Below are 23,497 nucleotides of genomic sequence, written 5' to 3'. Positions count from 1 at the left end.
CCCCTGAGGGGGCCGGGCCGCTCCGTCGTCCTGCCGAAGGCTCAGGCCGCCTCGGACAGCCGTGCCGTCTCCGACCGGCCTTCGTCGTGCCGGTCACGGCGCAGCGAACGTGCCGTGCTGCTGGGCTCCGACACCACGCCGTTGCGCTGGCGCCACACCTGACGGGTGATCCACACGTCGAGGACACTCCAGGTGGCCACCACCGTGGAGGCCACGGCGCTGATGGTCATCGGGAACGCCAGCCACGAGCCGGCGAACGTACACAGGAACGCCACCACCGCCTGGACGAGCGTCACCGAGGTGATCATCACCGCCCGTACGGCGGCGTTCCGGACCGGATCGGGCATTCGCTGCCGGCCCTTCACGTCCTCCACCCACAACTGACGCGCCGACCGCGCCTCGTGTTCCATTGTTCCGTCACTCCCCACCGCTGAAAGACCTCAGGGTCGGCTGCCCGTTGTGAGCGCCTTTACGCGGACAGAACCCTCCCCGTACTTATTGACGCACGACAGAGGGAAAGGTTTCGCCCGCCCCCGGGTGAACGCGACCGGATCGCGACCGGAACGAAGACTTCCAGCCATCTGGTGCAGGCGGGAGAAATGGCACGCCATCAGGTGTCCTACGCCACACTGGCCGATCCCAACTCCCCGAATACCAGGACAAGTCATGATCAACGCTCACTCGACAGGCTGAAAATCGCGCGGACGTGCCTTCGAGATGGCCGTGATGCAGTAGTAGGCTCACGCCGCCGTTTGTTTGAAACCGAAGGTTGACGCCGCGTGTTGACGCCGGACGTCACGAACGTGAAGGACCTCCGTGGCGCGCGGGGGCCGAGCAGGGGGAGGCCATGCGCTTTCGCGGGAAGTCCATCCGCCGGAAGATCGTGGCGTTGCTCCTCGTACCGCTCATCTCCCTGACCGGACTGTGGGGTTTCGCCACGGTCCTCACCGGCCGCGAGGCCGACCAGCTCCTCGACGTCGGCTACATCGTCGACAAGGTCGGCTATCCACTGGAGGACACCGCACGGGTCATCCAGCTCGAACGCCGGCAGGCGCTCATCTACCTCGCCGACCCCCGCGGCTCCCAGGCCCTCCCGGCTCTGCGCGAGACCCGCGAGGCCACCGACCGGCAGATCGCCCGCATCCGGGCCAACGCCGCCGACCCCGGTGTGCGGGAGGAGATGCGGCCCGTCACGGCCCAGCGCCTCAACTCCCTCCTCGAAGCGCTCGACGGCCTCGCCTCGCTGCGCCGCTCCGTCGAGAAGCGCGGCATCGGCCGCATGCAGACCCTCGAGTTCTACAACCGGCTCGTCGACCCCTGCTACAGCTTCCTCATCACCCTGCACGCCCTCGAGAACGTCGAGATGGACAAGCAGGGCCGCGCCCTCGTCGGCGTGACCCGGGCCCGCGAACTGCTCTCCCGCGAGGACGCCCTCGTGCTGTCCGCGCTCGTCGCCGACCGCGTCACCGCGCAGGAGATCCGCGCGATATCCGATCTCGTCGCCAACCGCGAGCAGTTCTACGAGGTCAACCTCGAACTCCTGCCCGCCGCCGAGCGCGACCACTTCGAGAAGTACTGGCGCAGCCCCGACACCCTGCCGCTGCGCACCGCCGAGAACGCCATCATCGAAGAGGGCCCCACCGACAGCCCGCGGGCCGTCACCGCCGCCCACTGGCAGGACCAGGCCGGCCCGGTCCTCGACGACCTCGCCCGCGAGAACACCGCCGCGGGGGACCGCTACCAGGACCGCGTCCAGCCCGCCGCCTACAGCGTCCTCCTCAAGGTCGGCGTCGCCGGCGTCCTCGGCTTCCTCGCGCTGCTCGCCTCGATCGTCATCTCCATCCGCATCGGCCGCGAACTCGTCCGCGACCTGCGGCGCCTGCAGAAGGAGGCCCAGGAGGTCTCCGGCGTGCGCCTGCCCAGCGTGATGCGGCGGCTCGCCGCCGGCGAGCAGGTCGACGTCGGCACCGAGGTGCCCCACCTGCGGTACGGCGAGGACGAGGTCGGCCAGGTCGGCCAGGCCCTCAACACCCTCCAGCGCGCCGCGGTCGAGGCCGCCGTCAAGCAGGCCGACATGCGCCGCGGCGTCTCCGAGGTGTTCGTCAACCTCGCCCGCCGCAACCAGGTCCTGCTGCACCGTCAGCTCACCCTCCTCGACACGATGGAGCGGCGCACCGAGGACACCGACGAGCTCGCCGACCTCTTCCGGCTCGACCACCTCACCACCCGCATGCGCCGGCACGCCGAGGGCCTCGTCATCCTGTCCGGCGCCGCCCCCTCCCGCCAGTGGCGCAAGCCCGTCCAGCTCATGGACGTGGTCCGCGCCGCCGTCGCCGAGGTCGAGGACTACGAGCGGATCGAGGTGCGCCGGCTGCCCCGCCTCGGCGTCGGCGGCCCGGCCGTCGCGGACCTCACCCACCTCATCGCCGAACTCCTGGAGAACGCCACGGTGTTCTCGCCCCCGCACACCGCCGTGCAGGTGCTCGGCGAGCGGGTCGCGAACGGCTTCACCCTGGAGATCCACGACCGCGGCCTCGGCATGAACCCCGACGCCCTCCTCGACGCCAACCTGCGCCTCGCCGAGACCCCCGAGTTCGAGCTCTCCGACACCGACCGCCTCGGCCTCTTCGTGGTCAGCCGGCTCGCCCAGCGGCAGAACGTCCGCGTCTCGCTCCAGACCTCGCCGTACGGGGGCACCACCGCCGTCGTCTTCATCCCGGCCGCGCTGCTCACGGACGCCCCCGAGACCCAGGGCGCCGGATTCCGCCTGGACCGCAAGTCACTCGAACGCACCGACCGGCCCGAGGACGGGTCCGCCGACGGCGGCACGCTGCCCACCCGCCGGCCGGCCCTCGCCCGGGTCCCCGACGTGGCCGAGGCACCCGGCCCGCTGGACGGCCCCGTCGAGCTGGAGGCCCCGCTCGGCAGCGACGACTTCGACGTGCTCCTCGACCGGTCCGCCGACCTGCTGGACACCGAGAGCGAGCGCGGCGGGCTCTTCCGGCCCCGGGACCGGCGCCGCGGCGGACTCGCGCCCGCGAACGAGCAGCACCAGCAGACCCCGGACCAGACGACCCGCCGCGGCGAGCAGGACACGCCCGCCGACGGGGGAGCCCCCGTCCCGCTGCCGCGCCGCCGCACCCCCACGCTCGTCGTGGACCACGGCCGCCGCGTCGACGAACCGGACCGCACGCGCCACGGCGAGGACCAGGACCGCGCCCGTCCGCTCCCGGACCGCGCCCACCCGCTCCCCGGCCGGGCGCACCCCGCTCCGGGCCGGGCCACCGACAGCACCCCCGCCCCGGGGGGCCACGCGCACGGAGCCGGGTACGACGACCCGGCCGGCCCCCCGCGGGGCACCGGCCCGATCCTCGTCCCCGTCCCTCCGGAAGGTTCCGTGCCGCCGGAGAATCCCGACCCGTTCGGCGGCCTGCCCCGCCGCGTACGCCAGGCGAACCTCGCGCCCCAGCTGCGCGAGGGCGAGCGCCGGGCGGACCGCGGTGCGGGAGCGCGTACGGCCGCCGGGGACGAGAAGCCCGAGTCCTTCGAGCGCGACGCCGAGGAGGTACGCGCGCGCATGGCCGCCATGCAGCGGGGCTGGCAGCGCGGCCGGCGGCACGGCGCCGACCAGGACGACCCGACAGCACCAGGAACGACACCCGAGGGGGACGGTCGATGACCGCACCGAACGCCGCAGCACCCAGCACCACCTCCGGACACGGAAACGGCGAGCTGAACTGGCTCCTCGACGAGCTGGTCCAGCGCGTCGGGTCGATCCGGAAGGCCCTGGTGCTCTCCAGTGACGGTCTCCCCACCGGCGCCTCCCAGGACCTGACGCGGGAGGACGGCGAGCACCTGGCCGCCGTGGCCTCCGGCTTCCACAGCCTCGCCAAGGGCGTCGGCCGCCACTTCGAGGCGGGCAAGGTCCGCCAGACGGTCGTCGAGCTGGAGGACGCCTTCCTCTTCGTCACGGCCGCCGGTGACGGCAGCTGCCTGGCCGTGCTCGCCGACGCCGACTCCGACGTCGGCCAGGTCGCCTACGAGATGACGCTGATGGTGAAGCGGGTCGGGGCCCACCTCACGACGGCCCCCCGGACCGGTCTGCCCGCGGGAGGGTGAGTGGGACGGCATGAGTGACGCACCCGAAGGGAACCAGCCGCCGCAGGGCCGGACCCCCGCCCCCCACCACTGGTTCGACGACGAGGCCGGGCCCGTGGTCCGTCCGTACGCGATGACGCGCGGCCGGACGAGCGCCGCCACCCGCCACCGGCTCGACCTGATCGCGGTGGTCGTTCCCGAACCCGCCGCGGACGACCCCGGCCGGGACCAGACGCTCTCCCCGGAACACGTGGAGATCGTCGAACGCTGCTCCGAGCAGCCCCAGTCGATCGCCGAGCTCGCCGCCGGTCTCGACCTCCCCGTCGGGGTGGTCCGGGTCCTGGTCGGCGATCTCGTCGAGGACGAACTCGTCCATGTGACCCGCCCCGTTCCGCCGGCCGAGCTGCCGGATGTGAGCATTCTTCGCGAGGTGATCAATGGCCTTCGGGCGCTCTAGCCGCAAGAAGTCCTTCGTCGAGCCGGTAACCCTGAAGATCCTCGTCGCGGGCGGGTTCGGGGTCGGCAAGACGACGCTCGTCGGCGCGGTCAGCGAGATCCGGCCCCTGCGGACCGAGGAGATCCTCAGCGAGGCGGGGCGTCCGGTGGACGACCTGCACGGCGTCGAGGCCAAGACGACCACCACGGTCGCCATGGACTTCGGCCGGATCACCCTCCGCGAGGACCTCGTCCTGTACCTCTTCGGCACGCCCGGCCAGGACCGCTTCTGGTTCCTGTGGGACGAGCTGGCGCAGGGCGCCCTGGGCGCGGTGGTCCTCGCGGACACCCGGCGCCTGGAGGACAGCTTCGCGGCCATCGACTACTTCGAGCGGCGCGGCATCCCGTTCACGGTGGCCGTCAACTGCTTCGAGGGCGCGCAGCGGTTCCCCGCCGAGAGCGTGCGCGGCGCGCTCGACCTCGATCCCGAGGTCGAGCTCCTGATGTGCGACGCGCGGGACCGCGAGTCCGTGAAGAACGTCCTCGTGGCGGTCGTCGAGCACGCCCTCGTGCTGGCCGACCGCAGCCACGCCGCCGCGACGACCTGACCGGAGGCTCCGGGGCCCTGACCGACCAGGGCCCCGGAGCCTCCCACATCACGGCCCGCCGGCCCCCCGGGGACTCCCGCGCCCCGGGCCCTCAGCGGACCGCCACCACCGCCGACCCGTGCCCGAACAAGCCCTGGTTGGCGGTGATGCCGACCCGTGCCCCGGGCACCTGCCGGTCGCCCGCCGTGCCCCGCAGCTGCCAGGTCAGTTCGCAGACCTGGGCGATCGCCTGGGCCGGCACGGCCTCCCCGAACGAGGCGAGGCCCCCGCTGGTGTTGACGGGCAGCCGTCCGCCCAGGGCCGTCGCACCCTCCCGGAGCAGCTTGGCGCCCTCGCCCGCCGCGCAGAGCCCGATGTCCTCGTACCACTCCAGTTCCAGGGCGGTGGACAGGTCGTACACCTCCGCCAGGGACAGGTCCTCGGGGCCGATCCCCGCCTCCTCGTACGCGGCGCGGGCGATCGACGCGCGGAAGGTGTGCGCGGAGGGGGAGACGGCGACCGCCGAGTCCGTCGCGATGTCGGGGAGGTCGAGCACCGCCTTGGGGTACGTGGGGGAGACGGTGGACACCGCCCGCACCCGGACCGGGTCGGGGTGCCCGTGGCGCCGTGCGAACTCCATGCTGGACAGCACGAGCGCGGCGCCGCCGTCCGAGGTGGCGCAGATGTCGAGGAGCCGCAGCGGATCGGCGACGACGGCGGAGGCCGCGACCTCCTCGGCGGTCACCGGCTTCCGGTACCGGGCGAGCGGGTTGAGCGCACCCGCCGCCGCGTTCTTCACCTTCACCTGGGCGAAGTCCTCGGCCGTGTCGCCGTACAGGGCCATCCGGCGGCGCGCGTACAGCGCGAAGTACGCGGGATTGGTCGCCCCGAGGACCCGGAACCGCAACCAGTCCGGGTCGTCGGGGCGTTCACCGCCCGCCGGCGCGAAGAACCCCTTCGGCGTCGAGTCCGCGCCGACGACCAGGACCACGTCCGCCAGCCCCGCCAGGATCTGGGCCCGCGCGGTACCGATGGCCTGGGCGCCCGAGGCGCACGCGGCGTACACGCTGGCGACCCGCGCGCCCTGCCATCCGAGGGCCTGGGCGAAGGTCGCCCCGGCCACGTAGCCGGGGTAGCCGCACCGCATCGTGTCCGCGCCGACGACGGATCCCACGTCGTTCCAGTCCAGACCGGCGTCGGCGAGCGCGGTGCGGGCCGCGGCCGTCCCATAGGAGACGAAGCTCCGCCCCCACTTGCCCCACGGGTGCATCCCGGCACCGAGTACGGCGATGTCGTTCACGACCGCTCCTCCGCTTCGCCCCGGTGCTCCCGCTCCCCGCACTCCACGGGCCGCCAGTTCCAGGTGGTCCAGACGTGCAGGTCGTCCTCGTTCAGGACGCCGGGCACCACCTCGACCTCGGTGCCGACGGCCAGATCGTCCGTCGAGACGCCGGGCGCCGCCTGCCCGAGCACCACCATCGCCTCGGCCGCCAGCTCGACGGCGACCAGGGTGTACGGCTCCCAGGGCGCGTCCGGGTCGGAGACGTAGGGGGCCGGCGGGCGGTACCGGCCGTCGGTGTACGACCAGACCCGGCCGCGCGGGGAGAGCGGGACCTCGGCGAGTTCACCGCCGCCGGGGCAGCCGGGGTTGCGGCACCAGCCGTCCTCGCGCGGGAAGAAGACCGACGCGCAGGCCGTGCAGCGGGTGCCGAGCAGGCGGAACTCCGCCTCCGGCACGGTGTCGTCGGTGAACCAGCCGGCCACCACCGGTCTGCGTGTCCGTGCCATCGAGCCCTCCCGTACCACCGGCCACCACTGATCTGACGAAGCGTCAGAAGTGTGGCACGGGGGGACCCGGCGGGGAAGCCTCAGTGCCCGGCCACGGACCGCCGCGCGACCGGGAAGTCGAAGAAGGTCGACGGGAAGGGCTCCGGCTTGAACGTGAAGTGCCACCACTCCTCGGGCAGGTTCACGAACCCCTGCCCGGCCAGCACCCCCTTGAGGAGCTGCCGGTTGGCCCGCTGCGCGCCCTGGATCCGCGGGTCGTCGGTGTGCGAGCGCGTGTCGAAGCAGTCGTACCCGGTCCCCATGTCCACGGAGTTGTCCGGGAACCGCTCCTCCCGGGGGCCGTAGCACTCCGCCAGCCGCTCGCCCGGCACGTACGCGCGCGTGGGCACGGCCGGCAGCCGCACGATCGTCAGGTCCACCGTCGAGCCCCGGCTGTGCCCGGACTTCTCCGCGATGTAACCGTCGGCGAACAGCCTCGACTTGTCGACCAGGGGATAGAACTCGCCCTTCATCCGCTCGTCCGCCAGGTCCTTCGCCCAGCGCACGAAATGGTCGACGGCCCGCTGCGGCCGGTAGCAGTCGTAGACCTTGAGCGTGTAGCCCCGGGCCAGCAGCCGTACCTGCGCACGGTGCAGCGCCTCGGCCGCGGGCCGGGTCAGGATGCACAGCGGCTGCCGGTAGCCGTCGACCGGCTCGCCCACGAAGTTGTGCTCCGTGGTGTAGCGCATCTCCTGGAGGATGGTCCGGTCCACCGCGCTCAGGGCCACGAACTCCGCCGGGGCCTTCGGCTCCGGCGCCGCCGACGCCGGGGGAGCGGGCGCCGCGACCGAGCCCGAGACGGCGAGCAGACCGGCCGCGGTCACGACGGCGAGGGTACGGAAAACGGAAGCAAGTCCTGTCATGCGCCCCCGTCTACCAGTTCCGGCAGCGCCGGGAAAGGGCGATCGCATACGGTCGGCCCGTGAAGGACTCTTACTGCTCTTCCTGCGGCGCGGCCCACCCGGCCGGCGCCGGCTGGCCCCGCACTTGCTCGGCCTGCGGCCACACCGCCTACCGCAACCCGCTGCCCGTCGCCGTCGCCCTTCTCCCGGTCACCGACGGGGCGGGCACCGGCCTCGTCGTCATCACCCGCACCATCGAACCCGAGCGAGGCGGGATCGCCCTGCCCGGCGGCTTCATCGACCACGCCGAGGACTGGCGCGCCGCCGTCGCCCGCGAACTCCGCGAGGAGACCGGCATCCCGGCCGCCGCCGACGACGTCCGACTCGCGGACGCGCTCAGCTCCCCGGCCGGCCACCTCCTCCTCTTCGGCCTCCTGCCCGCCCGCCCCGCCGCCACCCTCCCGCCCTCCACCCCCACGGACGAGACCAGCGGCCACCACGTGCTCCACGCACCCGGGGAACTCGCCTTCCCCCTCCATACCGAGGCGGTACGGAAGTGGTTCGCGGGGCAGTACGGCTGAGGCGCGGGCGCGCGGGCGGCCACCGGCACCGGACGCCCTCGCGCCCCCACCGTTCCCGCCCCCACCGTTCCCACCGCTCACCCCTCACCGCTCCCGACGTCGCCCCCCGACCCGTGAGCGCGATCCGTGAGCCTCAGCCGCCGGCACCTCGGACCTGTACCGGAAGACCCGCCTCCGTCACCCCGTCGTCCGTCACCCGCTCCACCACCACCCGGCCGTCGACGAGCCGCGACTGGTAGCGCTCGATCTCGGCCGGCTCCCAGCCGTCCCCCGTGTCCCGTACGACCAGCCCGCCGCCGGTCCGCCCCGCGGCGGGTGCCCACACCTCCAGGGCGAGCCCGCCGTCCTCGCCGCGCACCGCGAGCACCGACCCCGCCCGGGCGAGGACCGGCACCCGGGAGAGCGGCGCGTCGAGCAGCACCTGCCCGGGCCCCTCGTACGCCTGCCCCGTCGCCGTGTCGTACCAGCGTCCGCGCGGCAGCCGTACCGCCCGCCGGTCGGCGCCCCGCGTCAGGACCGGGGCCACGAGCAGCGCGTCGCCGAGCAGGAACGCGTCCTCGCAGTCACGCAGCACCCGGTCCTCCGGCGTCCCCCACCACACCGGCCGGACGTACGGCGCCCCCGTCATCCGGGCGAGCCGGGCCAAGGTCTCGAAGTACGGCCGCAGCCGCTCCCGTTCGGCCAGCACCCCGCGCGCGTGCTCCAGGACCTCGGGGCCGAACTCCCACGGCTCGCGCCGCCCCGCGTCGATCGCCGCGTGCGTACGGAACAGCGGCAGCCACGCCCCCAGCTGGTACCACCGCAGGAACAGCTCGGGCGACGGGCTCCCGTCGAACCCGCCCACGTCGGGACCCGAGTACGGCACGCCGCACAGCCCGAGCCCCAGCACCAGCGAGAGCGAGGCCCGCAGCCCCGGCCACCCCGTCGACACGTCACCCGACCAGGTGCCCCCGTACCGCTGCATGCCCGCCCAGCCCGAACGGGAGAAGAGGAACGGCCGCTCCTCGGGCCGCAGCCGGCGCAGCCCCTCGTACCCGGCGCGCGCCATCGTCAGCCCGTACACGTTGTGCGCCTCCCGGTGGTCACCGCCCCGCCCGTCCAGCGCGTGCCGCGCCGAACGCGGCAGCGTCGTGTCGCCGAAGGGGGCGAAGGCCACCGGCTCGTTCATGTCGTGCCACACGCCCGCGAACCCCTGCCGGAGCCGCTCCTCGTACAGCCCGCCCCACCACTCCCGTACCGCCGGATCGGTGAAGTCCGGATAGGCGCACGTGCCCGGCCACACCTCCCCGTGGACCTCCCGCCCCCGCCCGTCCCGCACGAACGCCCCGGCCGCCCGCCCCTCGTCGTAGACCGCGTTCCCCGGCTCGGCCTTCACGGCCGGGTCCACGATCGACACCAGCCGCACGCCCTGCTCCCGCAGCTCCGCCGCGAGCCCCGGCAGATCGGGGAACCGCTCCAGGTCCACCGTGAACACCCGGTGCCCGTCGTAGTGGTCGATGTCCAGGTGCACGGCGGACAGCGGCAGCCCCCGCTCCCGGTACCCGGCCACGATCCGCCGCACCTCGCGCGCGCTGCCGAAGCCCCAGCGCGCGTGCTGCGGGCCGAGCGCCCAGGACGGCGGCAGCGCGGGCGCTCCCGTCAGCGCCGCCCACCCGTGCAGCACGCGCGCGGGGGTGCCGACCACCACCCAGCAGCGCAGCGGACCGCCGTCCATCCGCACCTCGCTGGTCCCCGGCCGGTCGTGCCCCGACCCGGCCCCCTCCTCGCCCTCGGCCAGGGTGACCCGGCCGTCCCAGGAGTTGTCGTGGAACGCCAGGTGCGTACCGGCGTCCGAGACGACGAACTGCACGGGCATGGTCAGGTAGAGCGGATCGTCCCCCGGTACGAAGCCTCCCTTGGCATCCGTGTTCCACAGCCGGTACGAGCCGTCCCGCAGCCGCGGCCCCGCCGCCCGACCCCCGAGCCCGAAGAACCGCGCGTCCGCCGGCACCTCACTGCGCTGCACCCAGCGCGCCCCCGCCCCGTCCCCGCCCGCCACCGGCTCCCACCAGCGCGGCGGCAGATCCCGCCGCAGCACCACCCCGCCGGGCGTACGGATCTCCACCGCCCCGTGCCGGGACACCGCGACCGTCACCCGCTCCGACACGATCCGCCACCCGCCGGCCGTGTCCGTTTCCAGCGACGCGCGCGGGTCCGGCTCGGGCGCCTCGGCGGCGAGGGCGTACGAGGGCAGCGGCCCGGCTCCGTCCCATCCCCAGAACACGGTGCCGCCCGCCGACACGGAGATCCGCAGCGAGGACCGGGCGAACCGGACGGTCCCTCCACCGGGCTCCGCCTCCGCCTCCAGGGCCAGCCCCGGCACCCTGGCCCGCTCCGCTCCGCGCGGCGGCAGCCCCCACGCGTCCGTGCGCCGGCCCCGCCACGCCGTCCGTACCGTCCGCAACCCCCGCACCGAACCGAACACCTTGATCGAACGCACCAGTCCACGACCGTCCATGACGATCACCCTGCCACCCACCTGGGGCGATACCGGCTTCGTTCAACTTCCGTTCACCCATGGTGGGGGCACATATTCAACTGCCCGACCATGGGCGGGCAGCCCTGGTGCGAAAGACGATCACATGGCATCGTCCTGTCAGCCGCGTTACGCGCACATCCCAGCACGTGCGCGGGACACACGCCGACCCCGCGTACAGCCAGGGAGCCTCCCCAATGACATCAGCGCAGACCGAACCGCTCTGGCAGCCGGACGACGAACGCATCGCCTCCGCCGCCGTCACCCGCTTCCAGTCCTGGGCCGCCGAACACCACGGCGCCCCGGCGGACGGCGGATACCCGGCGCTCCACCGCTGGTCGGTCGAGGAGCTCGAAGCCTTCTGGCAGGCGATCGTCGAGTGGTTCGACATCCGCTTCACCACCCCGTACGAGCGGGTCATCGGCGACCGCTCGATGCCCGGCGCCGACTGGTTCCCCGGAGCCACCCTCAACTACGCCGAGCACGCCCTGCGCACCGCCGACGAGCGACCCCACGACACGGCACTGCTCCACGTGGACGAGACGCAGGAGCCCACGCCGACCACCTGGGCCGAGCTCCGCCGCCAGGTCGGCTCCCTCGCCGCCGAACTGCGCACCCTCGGCGTACAGCCCGGCGACCGTGTCAGCGGCTACCTGCCGAACGTCCCGCAGTCCGTCGTGGCCCTGCTCGCCACCGCCGCCGTCGGCGCCGTGTGGACCTCCTGCGCCCCGGACTTCGGCGCTCGCAGCGTCCTCGACCGCTTCCAGCAGGTCGAGCCGGTCGTCCTGTTCACCGTCGACGGCTACCGCTACGGCGGCAAGGAGCACGACCGCCGCGACACCGTCGCGGAACTGCGGGCCGAGCTCCCCACCCTCCGCGCCGTCGTCCACATCCCGCTCCTCGGCACCCCGGCCCCCGAGGGAACCCTCGCCTGGGACGACCTCGTCGCCGGCGACAGCGAGCCGGTCTACGAGCAGGTCCCGTTCTCGCACCCGCTGTGGGTCCTGTACTCCTCCGGCACGACCGGTCTGCCGAAGGCGATCGTCCAGTCCCAGGGCGGCATCCTCGTCGAGCACGTCAAGCAGCTGGGCCTGCACTGCGACCTCGGCCCCGAGGACGTGTTCTTCTGGTACACCTCCACCGGCTGGATGATGTGGAACTTCCTCGTCTCCGGCCTCCTCACCGGGACGACCGTCGTCCTCTACGACGGCAGCCCCGGCTACCCCGACACCGCCGCCCAGTGGCGCGTCGCCGAACGCACCCGCGCCACCCTGTACGGCACCTCCGCCGCGTACGTCATGGCCTGCGCCAAGGCGGACGTCCACCCGGGCCGCGACTTCGACCTCTCGGCCGTGAAGTGCGTCGCCACCACCGGCTCGCCGCTGCCCCCCGACGGTTTCCGCTGGCTCCACGACGAGGTCCGCGAGAACCTCTGGATCGCCTCCGTCAGCGGGGGCACGGACGTCTGCTCCTGCTTCGCGGGCGCCGTCCCCACCCTCCCGGTCCACATCGGCGAACTCCAGGCCGCGGGCCTCGGCACCGACCTGCAGTCCTGGGACCCCGCCGGCAAGCCCGTCATCGGCGAGGTCGGCGAACTCGTCGTCACCAACCCCATGCCGTCCATGCCGATCCACTTCTGGAACGACCCCGACGGCAGCCGCTACCGCGACAGCTACTTCGAGATGTTCCCGGGCGTCTGGCGTCACGGCGACTGGATCACGATCACGGACCACGGCTCCGTCGTCATCCACGGCCGCTCCGACTCCACCCTCAACCGCCAGGGCGTCCGGATGGGGAGCGCCGATATCTACGAGGCCGTGGAACGATTCCCGGAGATCCGCGAGTCCCTCGTCATCGGCCTGGAGGAGCCGGACGGCGGCTACTGGATGCCGCTCTTCGTCCACCTCGTCGACGGCGCCACCCTCGACGACGAGCTGATCGACCGCATCAAGCGCACGATCCGCAGCGAACTCTCCCCCCGCCACGTCCCCGACGAGATCATCGAGGTACCCGGCGTCCCGCACACCCTCACGGGCAAGCGCATCGAGGTCCCGGTCAAGCGCCTTCTCCAGGGCACCCCCCTGGCCAAGGCCGTCAACGCCGGCTCGGTCGACGACCTCGACCTCCTCCACTTCTACGAGTCCCTCGCGGCCGACCGCCGGGGCTGAGGCCGTGTCCGGGAAGTCCCGTCCGGCCTCCGGGCAGACGGGACTGCTTTCCGGACACGACCTGGCTCCCACCACGACCGAGGGCCCGCCGATCCGACAGGATCAGCGGGCCCTCGGCCGTCGGAGGTCAGTCCGCAGGGAGCTCTCCGGGCGCCGGGGCGGCCGCCTTGGCGAGCACCGCCGACACCCCGAGGACCGTTCCGGCGGCCCCGGCCGACGTCGTCTCGGTGAGCACGGTCCGCTCCCCGAGGAACGCCGACGTCGTCCGGTCGAAGATCCACTGGGTCTGCTCGCCGTGGGCGGTACGGGCCACGGCGACGCCCTCGCGCCCGGCCGCGTCCGTCGCGGACGGCAGGACGGTCACCCCGGGGATCCGCGCCGCCGCCTCGTACAGCGCCGCGGTGACCTTGGGCGGCGCCCAGGTCTCGGCGAGCAGGGTCCCGATCGCGGTGAACGCCCGCTGATCGGCGTCGCCCCCACCCGCGCGCGTGCCGTCCTGGACCAGGCGCAGCAGCACCTCCGGATCCGTGGGCAGCGTCGCCACGTACGCGTGGGTCGGGTTCGTCACGGAGGGAGGCGCCGCCGCGGCGGTGCTTTCGCGCGGCTCGGCCCCGCGATGGTCCAGCTCGTACACGGGCGGCTCGGCGCCGCCGAGCGGTGTGTCGGCGGCTCCGGCCTCACGCAGAAGACCCGGCCGGCTGCCGTCGACGGAGAGCCACACCTCACGCCGGTGCGCGGCCGGCAGTGTGGCGGTGCCACCCGCCGCACTGCGCCCCGCGAACGCGACGAGGCTCTTGACGTACACGTACCCCCCGGGCCGGGCGTCCGGGACGGGAGCGGCAGCCGCGGCGAGCGCCGCGCCGGACAGCACCCGTACGGCGTCGGGCGACGCCGACTGCCCCACCGTCACCCGCCCGGGAGATCCGGCCGGCCTCTCCCCGGGCGCCAGGACGACGACACCCGCGACGACCGCGCAGGCGACCGCCGGCGCGGCGATCCACCCGGCGCGGAACCCCCGGCGCGGCGCACGAGCCCCGCCGCCCGCGCGGGCCTCCGCGCCGTCCCCGGCGTCCAACGCGGTCCGCAGCAGGGCGTACCTCATGTGCCCGTTCCGCTCCACCGTCAGGTCGGGTACCGGCGGCGGCGGCAACAGCTCGGCGAGTTCGGCACGCAGCAGGTCATCGGTGTCGGCCTGCGGCCGGCCAGAGGCGAAGGCGTTCATGCCTGGTTCTCCGTGTTCTCTCGGACGGTCGAGCGGAAAGCGCCGGCGCCTGAGCCGACGAAGGACGGGAGTGCGGATTCCGGCCCGGCGGCGGGAAACGCTGTTCCGGGTACGGCACGGACCGCGGCTTCGGGCCGCGCAGGCGACCCGCCGGACGGCTCGGCCCGGCCCGGCGGTCCGACGATCGGCCCGGGCCCGGACACGCCGGACGGCTCGGCCCGGTCCAGCGGTCCACCGACCTGCCCGGGTCCGGTCACGACAGGCGACCGGGACCCGCCTTTGCCGGCCTCCCCGGGCCCGGTCACGACGGCCTCCCCGGGCCCGGTCACGACGACCTGCCCGGATCCCGCTCCCGCGGCCCGGCCGGATCCCTCTCCGCGGGCCGGGCCGGCTCCGCGCCCGTCGGCGCCCCACCGCCCGCCCGAGCGTGCCGCGGCGGTCGCCGACCGCTCCTGCCGCCGCGCCGCGCGCAGTTCCGCGTCGGCGAGCTTGCGGAGCCGCTCACGGGCCCGGGACAGCCGGGACCGTACGGTCCCGACGGGGACACCGAGCGCCTCACCGGCCGCGGCATAGTCCAGACCGGCCCAGACCACGAGGGTGAAGACCTCGCGCTCGCGCCGCCGGAGTTTGCCGAGGGCGGCGCGGGCGGCCCGTATCTGCTCCCCGTCCTGCATCCGGGTCAGGACGTCGTCGGCGAAGTCCGGCAGGACGCCCCGCTCGGGGAGCCTGGCCAGCGCCGCGTCCCTCCGCCGCGCCTCCCGAGCAGCCCCGCGCATGATGTTGGTCGCGATGCCGAGCAGCCACGGACGGAGGCTTCCGCCGTCGGCGTGCACTCTCCCGCGACAGCGCCAGGCTTCGAGGAACGCGGCGGAGACGACGTCCTCGGCGGCCGTCCGGTCACCGCACACCCGGTAGGCGTAGTGGTACAGCACGCGTGCGTGCTCGTCGTACGCCTCGCCGAGCGCCGAGGGGTCCCCGGCTCGGAAACGATCTCTCATAGGTGATTCCACATCTGGCACTGGTCGCCGGTTCGTCCGGGTTCCCGTGACCTGGAGCACACCCCCGACGGATGTGGCCCAGGTCACGGGAACGCTCCGGCCGTCGCGAGCAGTGCTGGGCATGAACGATTTCCCGACGTCCCACCGCCCGACCGCCGACACGGCCCCCGGCACGACCCCGAGCACCGCGGGCCGTACGGCCTCCGGCGCGAGCCGTCGCGCGGTCCTGCGGACCCTGGCCATCGCCGGAGTGCTCGCCGGCACGACCCTCTCCGTACTGCCCCCGGCCGGCGCCGCGGAAGGCGCCCCCGAGACGTACACGCTGACGATCCGGCATCTCGACCGCGCGGGCACCGCCACCGGCGGATACCTCACCCACGTCATCGGGATCTCGGGCCCCGGCGCCGAGCAGGAGACCGCGCCCTACGACGAATCCGGCACCGTCACCCTCCGCCTGCCCCAGGGCCGCTACCTGCTCGACTCCACGCTGTCCGGCCCGGATCCGGCCGCCGGAACCGACTGGATCGTCCAGCCCCGCCTGGACCTGAACGGCGACACGACCGTCACCGTCGACGCCCGTACGACCTCCCCGGTCGACGTCCGCCCGCCGGAGCCGGACGCCCGCTACCTGAACAGCCTCGCCTTCGTCGAGGCCACCCACGAGGGCAGGACCCGCTCCGCGAACGTCATGATGGCGCGCGACGGCCTGCGCGTGGCCCACCTCGGCCCCGCCGCCGAAGCCGGCTCGGTCAAGGAGTGGATCGACACGTACTGGTCCGGCGCGGGCGCCGACTACGCCCTCGGCTACACCTTCACCTCGAACCGCGCCCTCACCGGCCTCGTCCGGCACCCCGCCGCCACCGACCTGGCCACCGTCAAGATCCGCGCGGCCGCCCCCGACGGGGCGCCCGCCTCCGACGGCGCCGCCCCCACCGGCTTCGTCTCCATCCAGCCCAGCGCCGGTCCGACGGTCGGTCTCGCCCGGCCGCTCCGGCTGCCCGGCACGGCGACCGTCCTCGTGACCCCGGAGCGGGGCCTGTGGGACGTCGACCACACCGGCCCGGCCGCCCCCGAGACCCCGCCCAACCGGTACTCCGCCTACGGCTTCGCGGTACGCGCGGGCGCCACCACCACCCACACCTTCGGCAACGCCGTCTTCGGCCCCGCCCTCGACACGACACCCGGCGCACGCCCGGCGGGTGTCCGCGACGGCGACACCCTCGCCCTCGACGTCCCGCTGCTCGCCGACGGGGACGGCCACGCGCCGAGCGCGCCCCGCTTCCACGGCGCCGGCACCACGCTCCACCGCGACGGCGTCCTGATCGGCAGCCGGCAGGGCGACCCCGGCCGCGCACGGTTCACCACCGCGCCCGGCCGCGCCGCGTACCGGCTCACCGCCACGGCGACCCACGGCGACGGCCCGGCCGCCGGCGGACGCGTCACCGCCTCCTGGACCTTCGTCTCCGGCGGCACGTCCGGCCCCACCGCGCTCCCGCTCAGCATCGTCCGCTTCACCCCCGCCCTCGGCCTCGACGGCACCGCACCCGCCGGCACCCTGGTACGCGTGCCGGTCACCGTCCAGGGCGCCGCCGCCGAGACCGGCGTCCGGTCCCTCACCGTGTCCCTGTCCACCGACAACGGCACGACCTGGACCCGCGTCCCCGTGCTCGACGGCAAGGTGGGCTTCCGTACTCCCGCCGCCGGCCGAACCGTGTCCCTCCGCGCCGAACTCACCGACACGAACGGCAACACGCTCACCCAGACCCTGCGCAACGCCTACCGGACCCGCTGACCCTGACCCGTCTCGCGCACGGACGCGGGCGGACGCTCCGGGGGAGGCCCAGACCTCCCCCGGAGCGTCCCCGTGTCAGCCCCCGTACGTCGCCTGCGCGTCGCCGAGCACCTCGCCGAAGTCGGCCGCGAGCCGCGCCGCGTCCGCCGGCGCCAGCGTCGCCGTCGTGATCCGGACCGCCGGCGGTGCCGCGATCCTGAACCGGGCGCCCGCCGCGACCCACCAGCCCTGCGTCCGCAGCCCGTTGACCACCGCCGACTCGTCGCGCACGGGCACCCACACGTTGAGCCCGCTCGCCCCGACGGCACGGATCCCCCGCGTGCCGAGCGCGCCGATCAGCGCCGTACGCCGCTCCGCGTACGCCGCCTCGCCCGCCGCCACCAGCTCGCGCACCGCCGGGTCGGTGAAGAGTCCCGCGACCGTCTCCTGGAGCACGTGACTGACCCAGCCGGAGGTCATCAGCATCCGCCCGTCGTGCCGCGCCATCGTGACCGCGTCGCACGCGACCCCGGCCCACCGCAGATCGATCCCGAGATGCTTCGACACGGTCCGCACCTGGGCCCACCGGTCGAGCCCCGCCGCCGCGAGCGTGTGCGCCGCGGCGCCGCCGACCTCCGCGTTGTGGTCGTCCTCGACGACGAGCACCTCGGGGAACTCCCGCAGCACCGCCACGAGTTCGTCCCGCCGCGACCGGGTGAAGAACGCCCCGATCGGACACTGGCCGCGCGGGCTGCACACCACCGCGCGCACCCCGGCCCGCAGCGCCGTCCGCAGCGCGTCCGGTACGAGCCCCTCGCCGTCCACCGCGACCGGGACCATCCGCAGCCCGAGGGCGGGCACCAGGTCGAGCAGGTGGTGGAAGCCGGGATCCTCCACGGCCACCGCGTCACCGGGCCGCACCTCCGTCGACAGGAGCCGCGCGATGCAGTCGAGCGCGCCGTGCGCGAACGTCACGTGCTCCGCCGGCACCCCGTCCCGCTCGAACCACTCCCTGGCCAGACCCTCCAGGACCGGCAGCCGCGGGGCCGCGCGATGGGACCCGTACACCGGGGTGACGGCCGACGGCGGCCGCAGTACGGGCAGGAACGCCGGGTCCGGATGGCCGCCGGCCAGGTCCACGAGCCCGGCCGGAACGCGCGGCGGACGCCGGGACGCCACCGACGGCACCTCCGCCACCACCGTGCCGCCCCGGCCGCGGGTGACGATCAGCCCCCGTTGCCGCAGCTCCTTGTAGGCCGTCGCCACCGTCCCCGGACTCACCCCCAGAGTGTCGGCGAGCCGCCGCACGGGGGGCAGGGCGTCGCCCGGTGCGAGCCCTCCTTCGGCCACGCCCCGCTCGACGGACGCGGCGATCCCCTTGGCTGTCATGCCCTCGATCGCATATTGTGCTGCCACGTAACTGATTATGTATCAATACAAAAGAACGCGCAAGGGGGACCCATGAGCCGCACCGCCCGCCCGCCCCGCCCACCCTTCAAGGACCGCATCCCCGGAGGCCGCGACGGCCGCCGCATGCTCCTCATCGGCTTCATCGACAAGTGCGGCACCGGACTCTGGTCCACGGCCATGGCCCTCTACTTCACCTACGTGACCGGCCTCGGCCTCGGCCAGGTCGGTCTCCTCATCGCCCTCTCCGGCGCGGCGGGCATCGCGGGCGCCCCCCTCGGCGGCCGGCTCGCCGACCGCTTCCCCCTCGTCCGCGTCATCATCTGCACCCAACTCCTGCGCGCCGCGGCCCTCCTCGCCCTCCTCACCACCGACGACTACCTGCTCCTCGTCCTCTTCTCCGCCGCCGGCGCCCTCCCCGACCGCGCCACCAACGTCCTCACCAAGCTGTACGCGGCCCGCGTCGCCGGCCCCGACCGCGTCCGCTACCAGGCCATCAACCGCACGACCTCCAACATCGGCTGGACCCTCGGCGGCCTCGGCGCGGCGGCCGCCCTCGCCGTCGGCTCCACCACCGCCTTCCAGCTCCTGCTCGTCGGAGACGCCCTCTCCTATCTCGTGATGGCCGCCCTCACCCTCCGCTGCGCCGAGCCCCCCGCGCCCACCGCGTCCCGCGTCGCCGCCGCCTCCACCGACACACCCCCCGCGGCCAAGCCCTCCAACCCCTGGCGCGACCGGGGCTTCCTCGCCTTCACCGCGGGGGAGACCGTCTTCTTCCTCCACGACTCGATCCTCCAGGTCGCCCTCCCGCTCTGGATCGTCCACGCCACCGACGCCCCCGTCGGCCTCGCCCCGCTCCTGATGGTCATCAACAGCGCCCTCGTCGTGGCCTTCCAGGTCCCGCTCTCCCGCTTCGGCGGCACCACCGCAGCCGCCCGCCGCCTCTTCACCCCGCTCGCTGGCCTCTTCGCCGTCGGCACGCTCGCCCTCGCGGTCTCCCCGCTCGGCAACCGGACCCTCGCCATCACGGCCCTGGTCACCGCGGCCGTCGCCCTCACCTTCGCGGAGATGATCCACACCATCGCCTCCTGGGAGATCTCCATCGCGCTCGCGCCCGACGACGCCCAGGGCGCCTACCTCGGAGTCCACGGCCTCGCCCAGTCCACCCAGCGCTTCGCCGGCCCCCTCGTCATGACCGGGCTCGTCTCCGCGGGCCCCCTCGCCTGGCCCTTCCTCGGCGCCGCACTCGTCGCCACCTGCGCCGCACAGAACCGTCTGGTCCGCCGACGCCTCACCGAACCGTCACTGTCAGTGGCGAAGGTTACGGTGAGTGAGCACTGATCGAAGCGTCACCAGGGGGAGACATGACCCGGACCGGCACCACCACCTCGGCACACCTCCGCCGCGCCCTGCGCCGCGAGGTACCCACCACCGTCGGCCTCCTCGCCGACGAGCACGACTTCACGGCGATGCGCCGCTACCGCACCTTCGTCTTCGACGACCACACCGTCTACCTCCAGCAGGTCGAGGCCCTCCTCAAAACCCTCGCCGGCCAGGGCGGCCACACCACCGTCACCCTCTTCGACCCCGAGGAGTACGCGGCCTGGTGCACCGAAACGGACCTCGACCCCGACCACCCCACCAGCCGCGGCCGCTTCACCGCCCACCTCGCCGCCACCGGCGCCCGTGTCACCTATACAGGGCAGCCCCTCACCGCCCTCCTTCCCGAACTCGTCGACACCGCCGTCCGCCACGCCACCTGGGAGTTCGCCACCACCGTCCTCGCCACCTCCGGCCCCTGCGCCACCTGCGGCGAGGACATCGGCCACGCCGCCTTCGAGCGCGCCCGGCGCCTCCTCGCACGACTCCTCGAAGCCGCCGGACCCGGCACCCACCACCTCGTCTGCAGCGTCCCCGCAGCCGGCGACCAGCTCCTCGCCGTCCTCCACACCCACGGCACCACCCACCCCGAGGACACCGCCGCCACCGAGTTCACCGCGGTCCTCGCCGCCGGCATCGCCCTCGCCGCCCCCGCGGGACTCGTCCTGCGCACCACCACCCCCGGCAGCCGCGACCGCCTCCACGGCTGGCGCCTCACGGACGGCACCCTCACCCCGCTCACCGAGGCCGAGGTGTTCGCCGCCTACTGCACCGACGCCCGCACCGGAGAACCCCTCTCCCCGGAACCGGGCGTCGACCACCGCGCCGGATTCCCCCTCACTCCCGACCCCGACGACGACCATCCCCTCCACCACTGACCCCCCGTACGCCGAAGGGGCCTCCCGCCACCCATGTGACGGAAAGCCCCTTCGATCAACGCCGTACCCCCGGGATCACTCCCCGGACAGCACCGCCTGCGCGGCGATGCGCGCGTCGTGCGCCGTGTCCGCGGCCCGCGCCGCGGCCGCGGCCCGCTCGCACTGCGCCAGCGTGTACTTGGCCAGCGTCGCCCGCACATACGGGATGGACGCCGCACCCATGGAGAGGGAGGTGACCCCCAGACCGGTCAGCACACAGGCGAGCAGCGGATCCGAGGCGGCCTCGCCACAGACACCACAGCTCTTGCCCTCGGCCTTGGCCGCCTCGGCGGACAGCGCCACCAGGTCGAGCAGCGCCGGCTGCCACGGGTCCTGGAGCCGGGACACCGCACCGACCTGACGGTCGGCCGCGAAGGTGTACTGCGCCAGGTCGTTCGTGCCCAGCGACAGGAACTCGACCTCCTGCAGGATCGAGCGCGCCCGCAGCGCGGCCGAGGGAATCTCGACCATCGCACCGAACTTCGCCCGCAGCCCCGCCTCACGGCACGCGTCGGCGAACGCCTTCGCGTCCGTGCGGTCGGCCACCATAGGCGCCATGACCTCGAGGTACACGGGCAGGCCCTCGACCGCCTTCGCCAGCGCGGTCAGCTGCGTCCGCAGCACCTCCGGGTGGTCCAGCAGCGACCGCAGACCCCGCACGCCGAGCGCCGGGTTCGGCTCGTCCACCGGCGTCAGGAAGTCCAGCGGCTTGTCCGCACCGGCGTCGAGCACCCGCACGACCACACGGCCCTCGGGGAACGCCTCGAGCACCTTGCGGTACGCCTCGACCTGCTTCTCCTCGGACGGCGCCTTCTTGCTGTCGTCCAGGAAGAGGAACTCCGTACGGAACAGACCGACGCCCTCGGCACCGGCCTCCACCGCCGCCGGCACGTCCGCCGGCCCGCCGACGTTGGCGAGCAACGGCACCTTGTGCCCGTCGGAGGTCGCACCCGGACCACTGGACGTGGCCAGCGCGGCCTTCCGCGCCGCGGCGGCCGCGGTCAGCTCCGCCTTCTTCTCCTCGCTCGGCTCCACGAAGATCTCGCCCGTGGAACCGTCGACCGCGACGAGCGTGCCCTCGGCCAGCTCACCCGCACCCGGCAGCGCCACGATGGCCGGCACGCCGAGCGCCCGCGCGAGGATCGCGCTGTGGCTGGTCGGCCCGCCCTCCTCGGTCACGAACCCGAGCACCAGCGTCGGGTCGAGCAGCGCCGTGTCGGCCGGCGCCAGGTCGCGGGCGATCAGCACGTACGGCTCGTCGCTGTCCGGCACGCCCGGCATCGGCACGCCGAGCAGCCGCGCGACGATCCGGTTCCGCACGTCGTCCAGGTCGGCGACCCGCCCGGCCATGTACTCACCGGCACCCGCCAGCAGCTCGCGGTAGTGCGAGAAGGCGTCGTAGATTCCCCGCTCGGCCGTGCTGCCGACCGCGATCCGGCGGTCGACGTCGGCGATGAGCTCCGGGTCCTGGGCGATCATCGCCTGGGCCTCCAGCACCGCCTGGGCCTCGCCACCGGCGAGATTGCCCCGGGCGTTGAGGTCCGCGGCCACAGCTTCCACGGCCTGACGGGCGCGCCCCTGTTCGCGCTCCGCCTCCTCCGCCGGAATCTGCTTGGCCGGCGGTTCCAGGACCGCGGTGCCCATGTGCCGGACCTCGCCGATAGCCACTCCGTGGCTCACGCCGACGCCTCGCAGCGTTGTCTCCATCTCACCCGTCTCCGATTGAGCGACGGCCCCGGCCGCCGCGTTGAATGTCGAACCCGCGGTCGTCACGAGGACGAACCGGCTCAGTTCCAGCCGAAGAGCTGGTCGCCGGCCTTCACGTCGCCGTACTCGATGACGTCGTAGAGCGAGTCCGCAGTGGCCTCCAGGGCCACGATGGGACAGATGGGGGACTTGCCGGCGGCCTCGACCTCGGCGGGGTTCCAGCGCACGACGGCCTGTCCGCGCGTCACGGTGTCACCCTTGTTCACGAGCAGCTCGAAGCCCTGTCCGTTCAGCTGGACGGTGTCGATGCCCAGGTGCGTCAGCACACCGTGTCCGTCGCCGTCCACGACGACGAAGGCGTGCGGGTGCAAGGAGACGATGACCCCGTCGACAGGGGACACCGCCTCCGAGGGCTCACGTACGGGATCGATGGCGGTGCCGGGCCCGACCATCGCACCGGAGAAGACCGGGTCGGGAACTGCGGCGAGACCGATGGCGCGTCCAACAAGCGGCGACGTCACGGTTGTCATGGGAAGCCTCCCAGGGGCGGAGATTGTGTGGCGCCGTCACTACCTGTCCTGGACGGCGTACTGTTCTGAAGCGTAAGTCATAAGAAGTCCCGGTTCCGCCCGAGACGTACCAGTTGGGCGGAGCTAGGGACCACCAGCGACGGTTTGCCTCTACTGACGGTGGGATGTACTGTCGTACTCCTGCCTGACCCCAACGCGGCTTTGAGTCGCGGGTCGGCAGCACCTATCAAGCCAGATCCTAACCCCAGTGGTCTACACCTCTGCATGCTCGCGGAGGGGTGGTCAGGGGGACCGAGAAAGCCTGGTAATGTTTGACCCCGCCGGGAACGAAGAAGCGAAAGCGAATTCCGACCGGCAACCCGCTCCAGCGGGTGGCAGAAACGGGAAATCGGATCTGCTAGGCTGGAAACACGAAATACCGAAGGGAAAGCCCGGAGGAAAGCCCGAGAGGGTGAGTACAAAGGAAGCGTCCGTTCCTTGAGAACTCAACAGCGTGCCAAAAATCAACGCCA

The 23,497-nt window shown here is 73.6% G+C and carries 19 protein-coding genes; 9 read left to right on the top strand and 10 right to left on the bottom strand.

The window, feature by feature from the left end; all coding sequences use genetic code 11:
- Window positions 1–41 precede the first annotated feature (41 nt).
- Window positions 42–410: a hypothetical protein gene (locus tag ACFVZH_RS37875; protein WP_384904796.1), complete on the bottom strand. Its 369-nt coding sequence runs from the start codon at window positions 408–410 to the stop codon at window positions 42–44.
- 437 nt (window positions 411–847) lie between these two features.
- Between ACFVZH_RS37875 and ACFVZH_RS37870 the strand changes: the two genes are divergently transcribed.
- The 4 genes from ACFVZH_RS37870 to ACFVZH_RS37855 are packed head-to-tail and all read left to right on the top strand — an operon-like array spanning window position 848 to window position 5,141.
- Window positions 848–3,679, top strand: coding sequence for a nitrate- and nitrite sensing domain-containing protein (locus tag ACFVZH_RS37870; RefSeq protein WP_384904794.1), 2,832 nt, complete (start codon window positions 848–850; stop codon window positions 3,677–3,679).
- Window positions 3,676–4,119, top strand: coding sequence for a roadblock/LC7 domain-containing protein (locus tag ACFVZH_RS37865; protein WP_384904792.1), 444 nt, complete (start codon window positions 3,676–3,678; stop codon window positions 4,117–4,119). The genes ACFVZH_RS37870 and ACFVZH_RS37865 overlap by 4 nt, the downstream gene beginning before the upstream one ends.
- 10 nt (window positions 4,120–4,129) lie before the next feature.
- Entirely contained in the window at window positions 4,130–4,555 is a 426-nt protein-coding gene (locus ACFVZH_RS37860) for a DUF742 domain-containing protein (protein WP_384904790.1), read from the top strand.
- Window positions 4,536–5,141 (top strand): ATP/GTP-binding protein, encoded by a 606-nt coding sequence (locus ACFVZH_RS37855; RefSeq protein WP_384904789.1) that lies wholly within the window; start codon window positions 4,536–4,538, stop codon window positions 5,139–5,141. The genes ACFVZH_RS37860 and ACFVZH_RS37855 overlap by 20 nt, the downstream gene beginning before the upstream one ends.
- Window positions 5,142–5,232: 91 nt before the next feature.
- Here the strand turns inward: ACFVZH_RS37855 and ACFVZH_RS37850 are convergent, their stop codons facing one another.
- The 3 genes from ACFVZH_RS37850 to ACFVZH_RS37840 form a co-directional block, all read right to left on the bottom strand.
- Entirely contained in the window at window positions 5,233–6,390 is a 1,158-nt protein-coding gene (locus tag ACFVZH_RS37850) for a lipid-transfer protein (RefSeq protein WP_384904800.1), read from the bottom strand.
- 26 nt (window positions 6,391–6,416) lie between these two features.
- Window positions 6,417–6,908, bottom strand: a complete 492-nt coding sequence (locus tag ACFVZH_RS37845; RefSeq protein WP_384904787.1) for a Zn-ribbon domain-containing OB-fold protein — start codon at window positions 6,906–6,908, stop codon at window positions 6,417–6,419.
- Window positions 6,909–6,988: 80 nt separating this feature from the next.
- Window positions 6,989–7,810, bottom strand: a complete 822-nt coding sequence (locus ACFVZH_RS37840; RefSeq protein WP_384904785.1) for a M15 family metallopeptidase — start codon at window positions 7,808–7,810, stop codon at window positions 6,989–6,991.
- Between the two features lie 41 nt (window positions 7,811–7,851).
- Between ACFVZH_RS37840 and ACFVZH_RS37835 the strand changes: the two genes are divergently transcribed.
- Complete coding sequence (locus tag ACFVZH_RS37835; protein WP_384904798.1) at window positions 7,852–8,370, top strand: NUDIX domain-containing protein; 519 nt, start codon at window positions 7,852–7,854, stop codon at window positions 8,368–8,370.
- A gap of 133 nt (window positions 8,371–8,503) precedes the next feature.
- Here the strand turns inward: ACFVZH_RS37835 and ACFVZH_RS37830 are convergent, their stop codons facing one another.
- Window positions 8,504–10,867, bottom strand: a complete 2,364-nt coding sequence (locus tag ACFVZH_RS37830) for a TIM-barrel domain-containing protein (protein ID WP_384904783.1) — start codon at window positions 10,865–10,867, stop codon at window positions 8,504–8,506.
- A gap of 215 nt (window positions 10,868–11,082) precedes the next feature.
- On the opposite strand from ACFVZH_RS37830, the gene ACFVZH_RS37825 reads away from it, so the two are divergent.
- The gene (locus ACFVZH_RS37825; RefSeq protein ID WP_384904782.1) at window positions 11,083–13,053 is read left to right on the top strand and encodes an acetoacetate--CoA ligase; all 1,971 of its coding nucleotides are present in this window, start codon (window positions 11,083–11,085) and stop codon (window positions 13,051–13,053) included.
- A gap of 127 nt (window positions 13,054–13,180) precedes the next feature.
- Here ACFVZH_RS37825 and ACFVZH_RS37820 read toward each other — a convergent pair whose 3' ends face one another.
- A complete protein-coding gene (locus ACFVZH_RS37820; protein WP_384904780.1) occupies window positions 13,181–14,275 on the bottom strand; it encodes a CU044_5270 family protein in 1,095 nt (364 codons plus the stop codon).
- Entirely contained in the window at window positions 14,272–15,273 is a 1,002-nt protein-coding gene (locus ACFVZH_RS37815) for a sigma-70 family RNA polymerase sigma factor (protein ID WP_384904778.1), read from the bottom strand. The genes ACFVZH_RS37820 and ACFVZH_RS37815 overlap by 4 nt, the downstream gene beginning before the upstream one ends.
- A gap of 121 nt (window positions 15,274–15,394) precedes the next feature.
- Here ACFVZH_RS37815 and ACFVZH_RS37810 point away from each other — a divergent pair, with 121 nt between their 5' ends.
- Entirely contained in the window at window positions 15,395–17,065 is a 1,671-nt protein-coding gene (locus ACFVZH_RS37810) for a serine protease (RefSeq protein ID WP_384904777.1), read from the top strand.
- 75 nt (window positions 17,066–17,140) lie between these two features.
- Here ACFVZH_RS37810 and ACFVZH_RS37805 read toward each other — a convergent pair whose 3' ends face one another.
- On the bottom strand, window positions 17,141–18,460 hold the full coding sequence (locus ACFVZH_RS37805; RefSeq protein ID WP_384904775.1) for an aminotransferase class I/II-fold pyridoxal phosphate-dependent enzyme: 1,320 nt from the start codon (window positions 18,458–18,460) through the stop codon (window positions 17,141–17,143).
- 45 nt (window positions 18,461–18,505) lie between these two features.
- Here ACFVZH_RS37805 and ACFVZH_RS37800 point away from each other — a divergent pair, with 45 nt between their 5' ends.
- Together ACFVZH_RS37800 and ACFVZH_RS37795 are read left to right on the top strand one after the other, a co-directional pair.
- Window positions 18,506–19,792 carry an MFS transporter gene (locus tag ACFVZH_RS37800; protein WP_384904773.1) on the top strand — a complete coding sequence of 429 codons (1,287 nt, stop codon included), beginning with the start codon at window positions 18,506–18,508 and terminating at the stop codon, window positions 19,790–19,792.
- A gap of 23 nt (window positions 19,793–19,815) precedes the next feature.
- Window positions 19,816–20,709 carry a hypothetical protein gene (locus ACFVZH_RS37795; RefSeq protein WP_384904771.1) on the top strand — a complete coding sequence of 298 codons (894 nt, stop codon included), beginning with the start codon at window positions 19,816–19,818 and terminating at the stop codon, window positions 20,707–20,709.
- A gap of 75 nt (window positions 20,710–20,784) precedes the next feature.
- On the opposite strand, the gene ptsP is transcribed toward ACFVZH_RS37795, so the two are convergent.
- On the bottom strand, window positions 20,785–22,455 hold the full coding sequence (gene ptsP / locus ACFVZH_RS37790; protein ID WP_384904769.1) for a phosphoenolpyruvate--protein phosphotransferase: 1,671 nt from the start codon (window positions 22,453–22,455) through the stop codon (window positions 20,785–20,787).
- Between the two features lie 80 nt (window positions 22,456–22,535).
- Window positions 22,536–22,985, bottom strand: a complete 450-nt coding sequence (locus ACFVZH_RS37785) for a PTS glucose transporter subunit IIA (RefSeq protein ID WP_384904767.1) — start codon at window positions 22,983–22,985, stop codon at window positions 22,536–22,538.
- Between the last annotated feature and the right edge of the window lie 512 nt (window positions 22,986–23,497).

Origin of the sequence: Streptomyces sp. NPDC059534 (assembly GCF_042743475.1) — a bacterium.
GTDB lineage: Bacteria > Actinomycetota > Actinomycetes > Streptomycetales > Streptomycetaceae > Streptomyces.
This window is presented reverse-complemented; position numbering and strand designations above follow the sequence as displayed.

Bases quoted from the DNA above. Each gene is read 5' to 3' on its own strand.
- ACFVZH_RS37875 (WP_384904796.1), bottom strand. From the start codon at position 410: ATGGAACACGAGGCGCGGTCGGCGCGTCAGTTGTGGGTGGAGGACGTG.
- ACFVZH_RS37870 (WP_384904794.1), top strand. From the start codon at position 848: ATGCGCTTTCGCGGGAAGTCCATCCGCCGGAAGATCGTGGCGTTGCTC.
- ACFVZH_RS37865 (WP_384904792.1), top strand. From the start codon at position 3,676: ATGACCGCACCGAACGCCGCAGCACCCAGCACCACCTCCGGACACGGA.
- ACFVZH_RS37860 (WP_384904790.1), top strand. From the start codon at position 4,130: ATGAGTGACGCACCCGAAGGGAACCAGCCGCCGCAGGGCCGGACCCCC.
- ACFVZH_RS37855 (WP_384904789.1), top strand. From the start codon at position 4,536: ATGGCCTTCGGGCGCTCTAGCCGCAAGAAGTCCTTCGTCGAGCCGGTA.
- ACFVZH_RS37850 (WP_384904800.1), bottom strand. From the start codon at position 6,390: ATGCACCCGTGGGGCAAGTGGGGGCGGAGCTTCGTCTCCTATGGGACG.
- ACFVZH_RS37845 (WP_384904787.1), bottom strand. From the start codon at position 6,908: ATGGCACGGACACGCAGACCGGTGGTGGCCGGCTGGTTCACCGACGAC.
- ACFVZH_RS37840 (WP_384904785.1), bottom strand. From the start codon at position 7,810: ATGACAGGACTTGCTTCCGTTTTCCGTACCCTCGCCGTCGTGACCGCG.
- ACFVZH_RS37830 (WP_384904783.1), bottom strand. From the start codon at position 10,867: ATGGACGGTCGTGGACTGGTGCGTTCGATCAAGGTGTTCGGTTCGGTG.
- ACFVZH_RS37825 (WP_384904782.1), top strand. From the start codon at position 11,083: ATGACATCAGCGCAGACCGAACCGCTCTGGCAGCCGGACGACGAACGC.
- ACFVZH_RS37820 (WP_384904780.1), bottom strand. From the start codon at position 14,275: ATGAACGCCTTCGCCTCTGGCCGGCCGCAGGCCGACACCGATGACCTG.
- ACFVZH_RS37815 (WP_384904778.1), bottom strand. From the start codon at position 15,273: ATGAGAGATCGTTTCCGAGCCGGGGACCCCTCGGCGCTCGGCGAGGCG.
- ACFVZH_RS37810 (WP_384904777.1), top strand. From the start codon at position 15,395: ATGAACGATTTCCCGACGTCCCACCGCCCGACCGCCGACACGGCCCCC.
- ACFVZH_RS37800 (WP_384904773.1), top strand. From the start codon at position 18,506: ATGAGCCGCACCGCCCGCCCGCCCCGCCCACCCTTCAAGGACCGCATC.
- ACFVZH_RS37795 (WP_384904771.1), top strand. From the start codon at position 19,816: ATGACCCGGACCGGCACCACCACCTCGGCACACCTCCGCCGCGCCCTG.
- ptsP (WP_384904769.1), bottom strand. From the start codon at position 22,455: ATGGAGACAACGCTGCGAGGCGTCGGCGTGAGCCACGGAGTGGCTATC.
- ACFVZH_RS37785 (WP_384904767.1), bottom strand. From the start codon at position 22,985: ATGACAACCGTGACGTCGCCGCTTGTTGGACGCGCCATCGGTCTCGCC.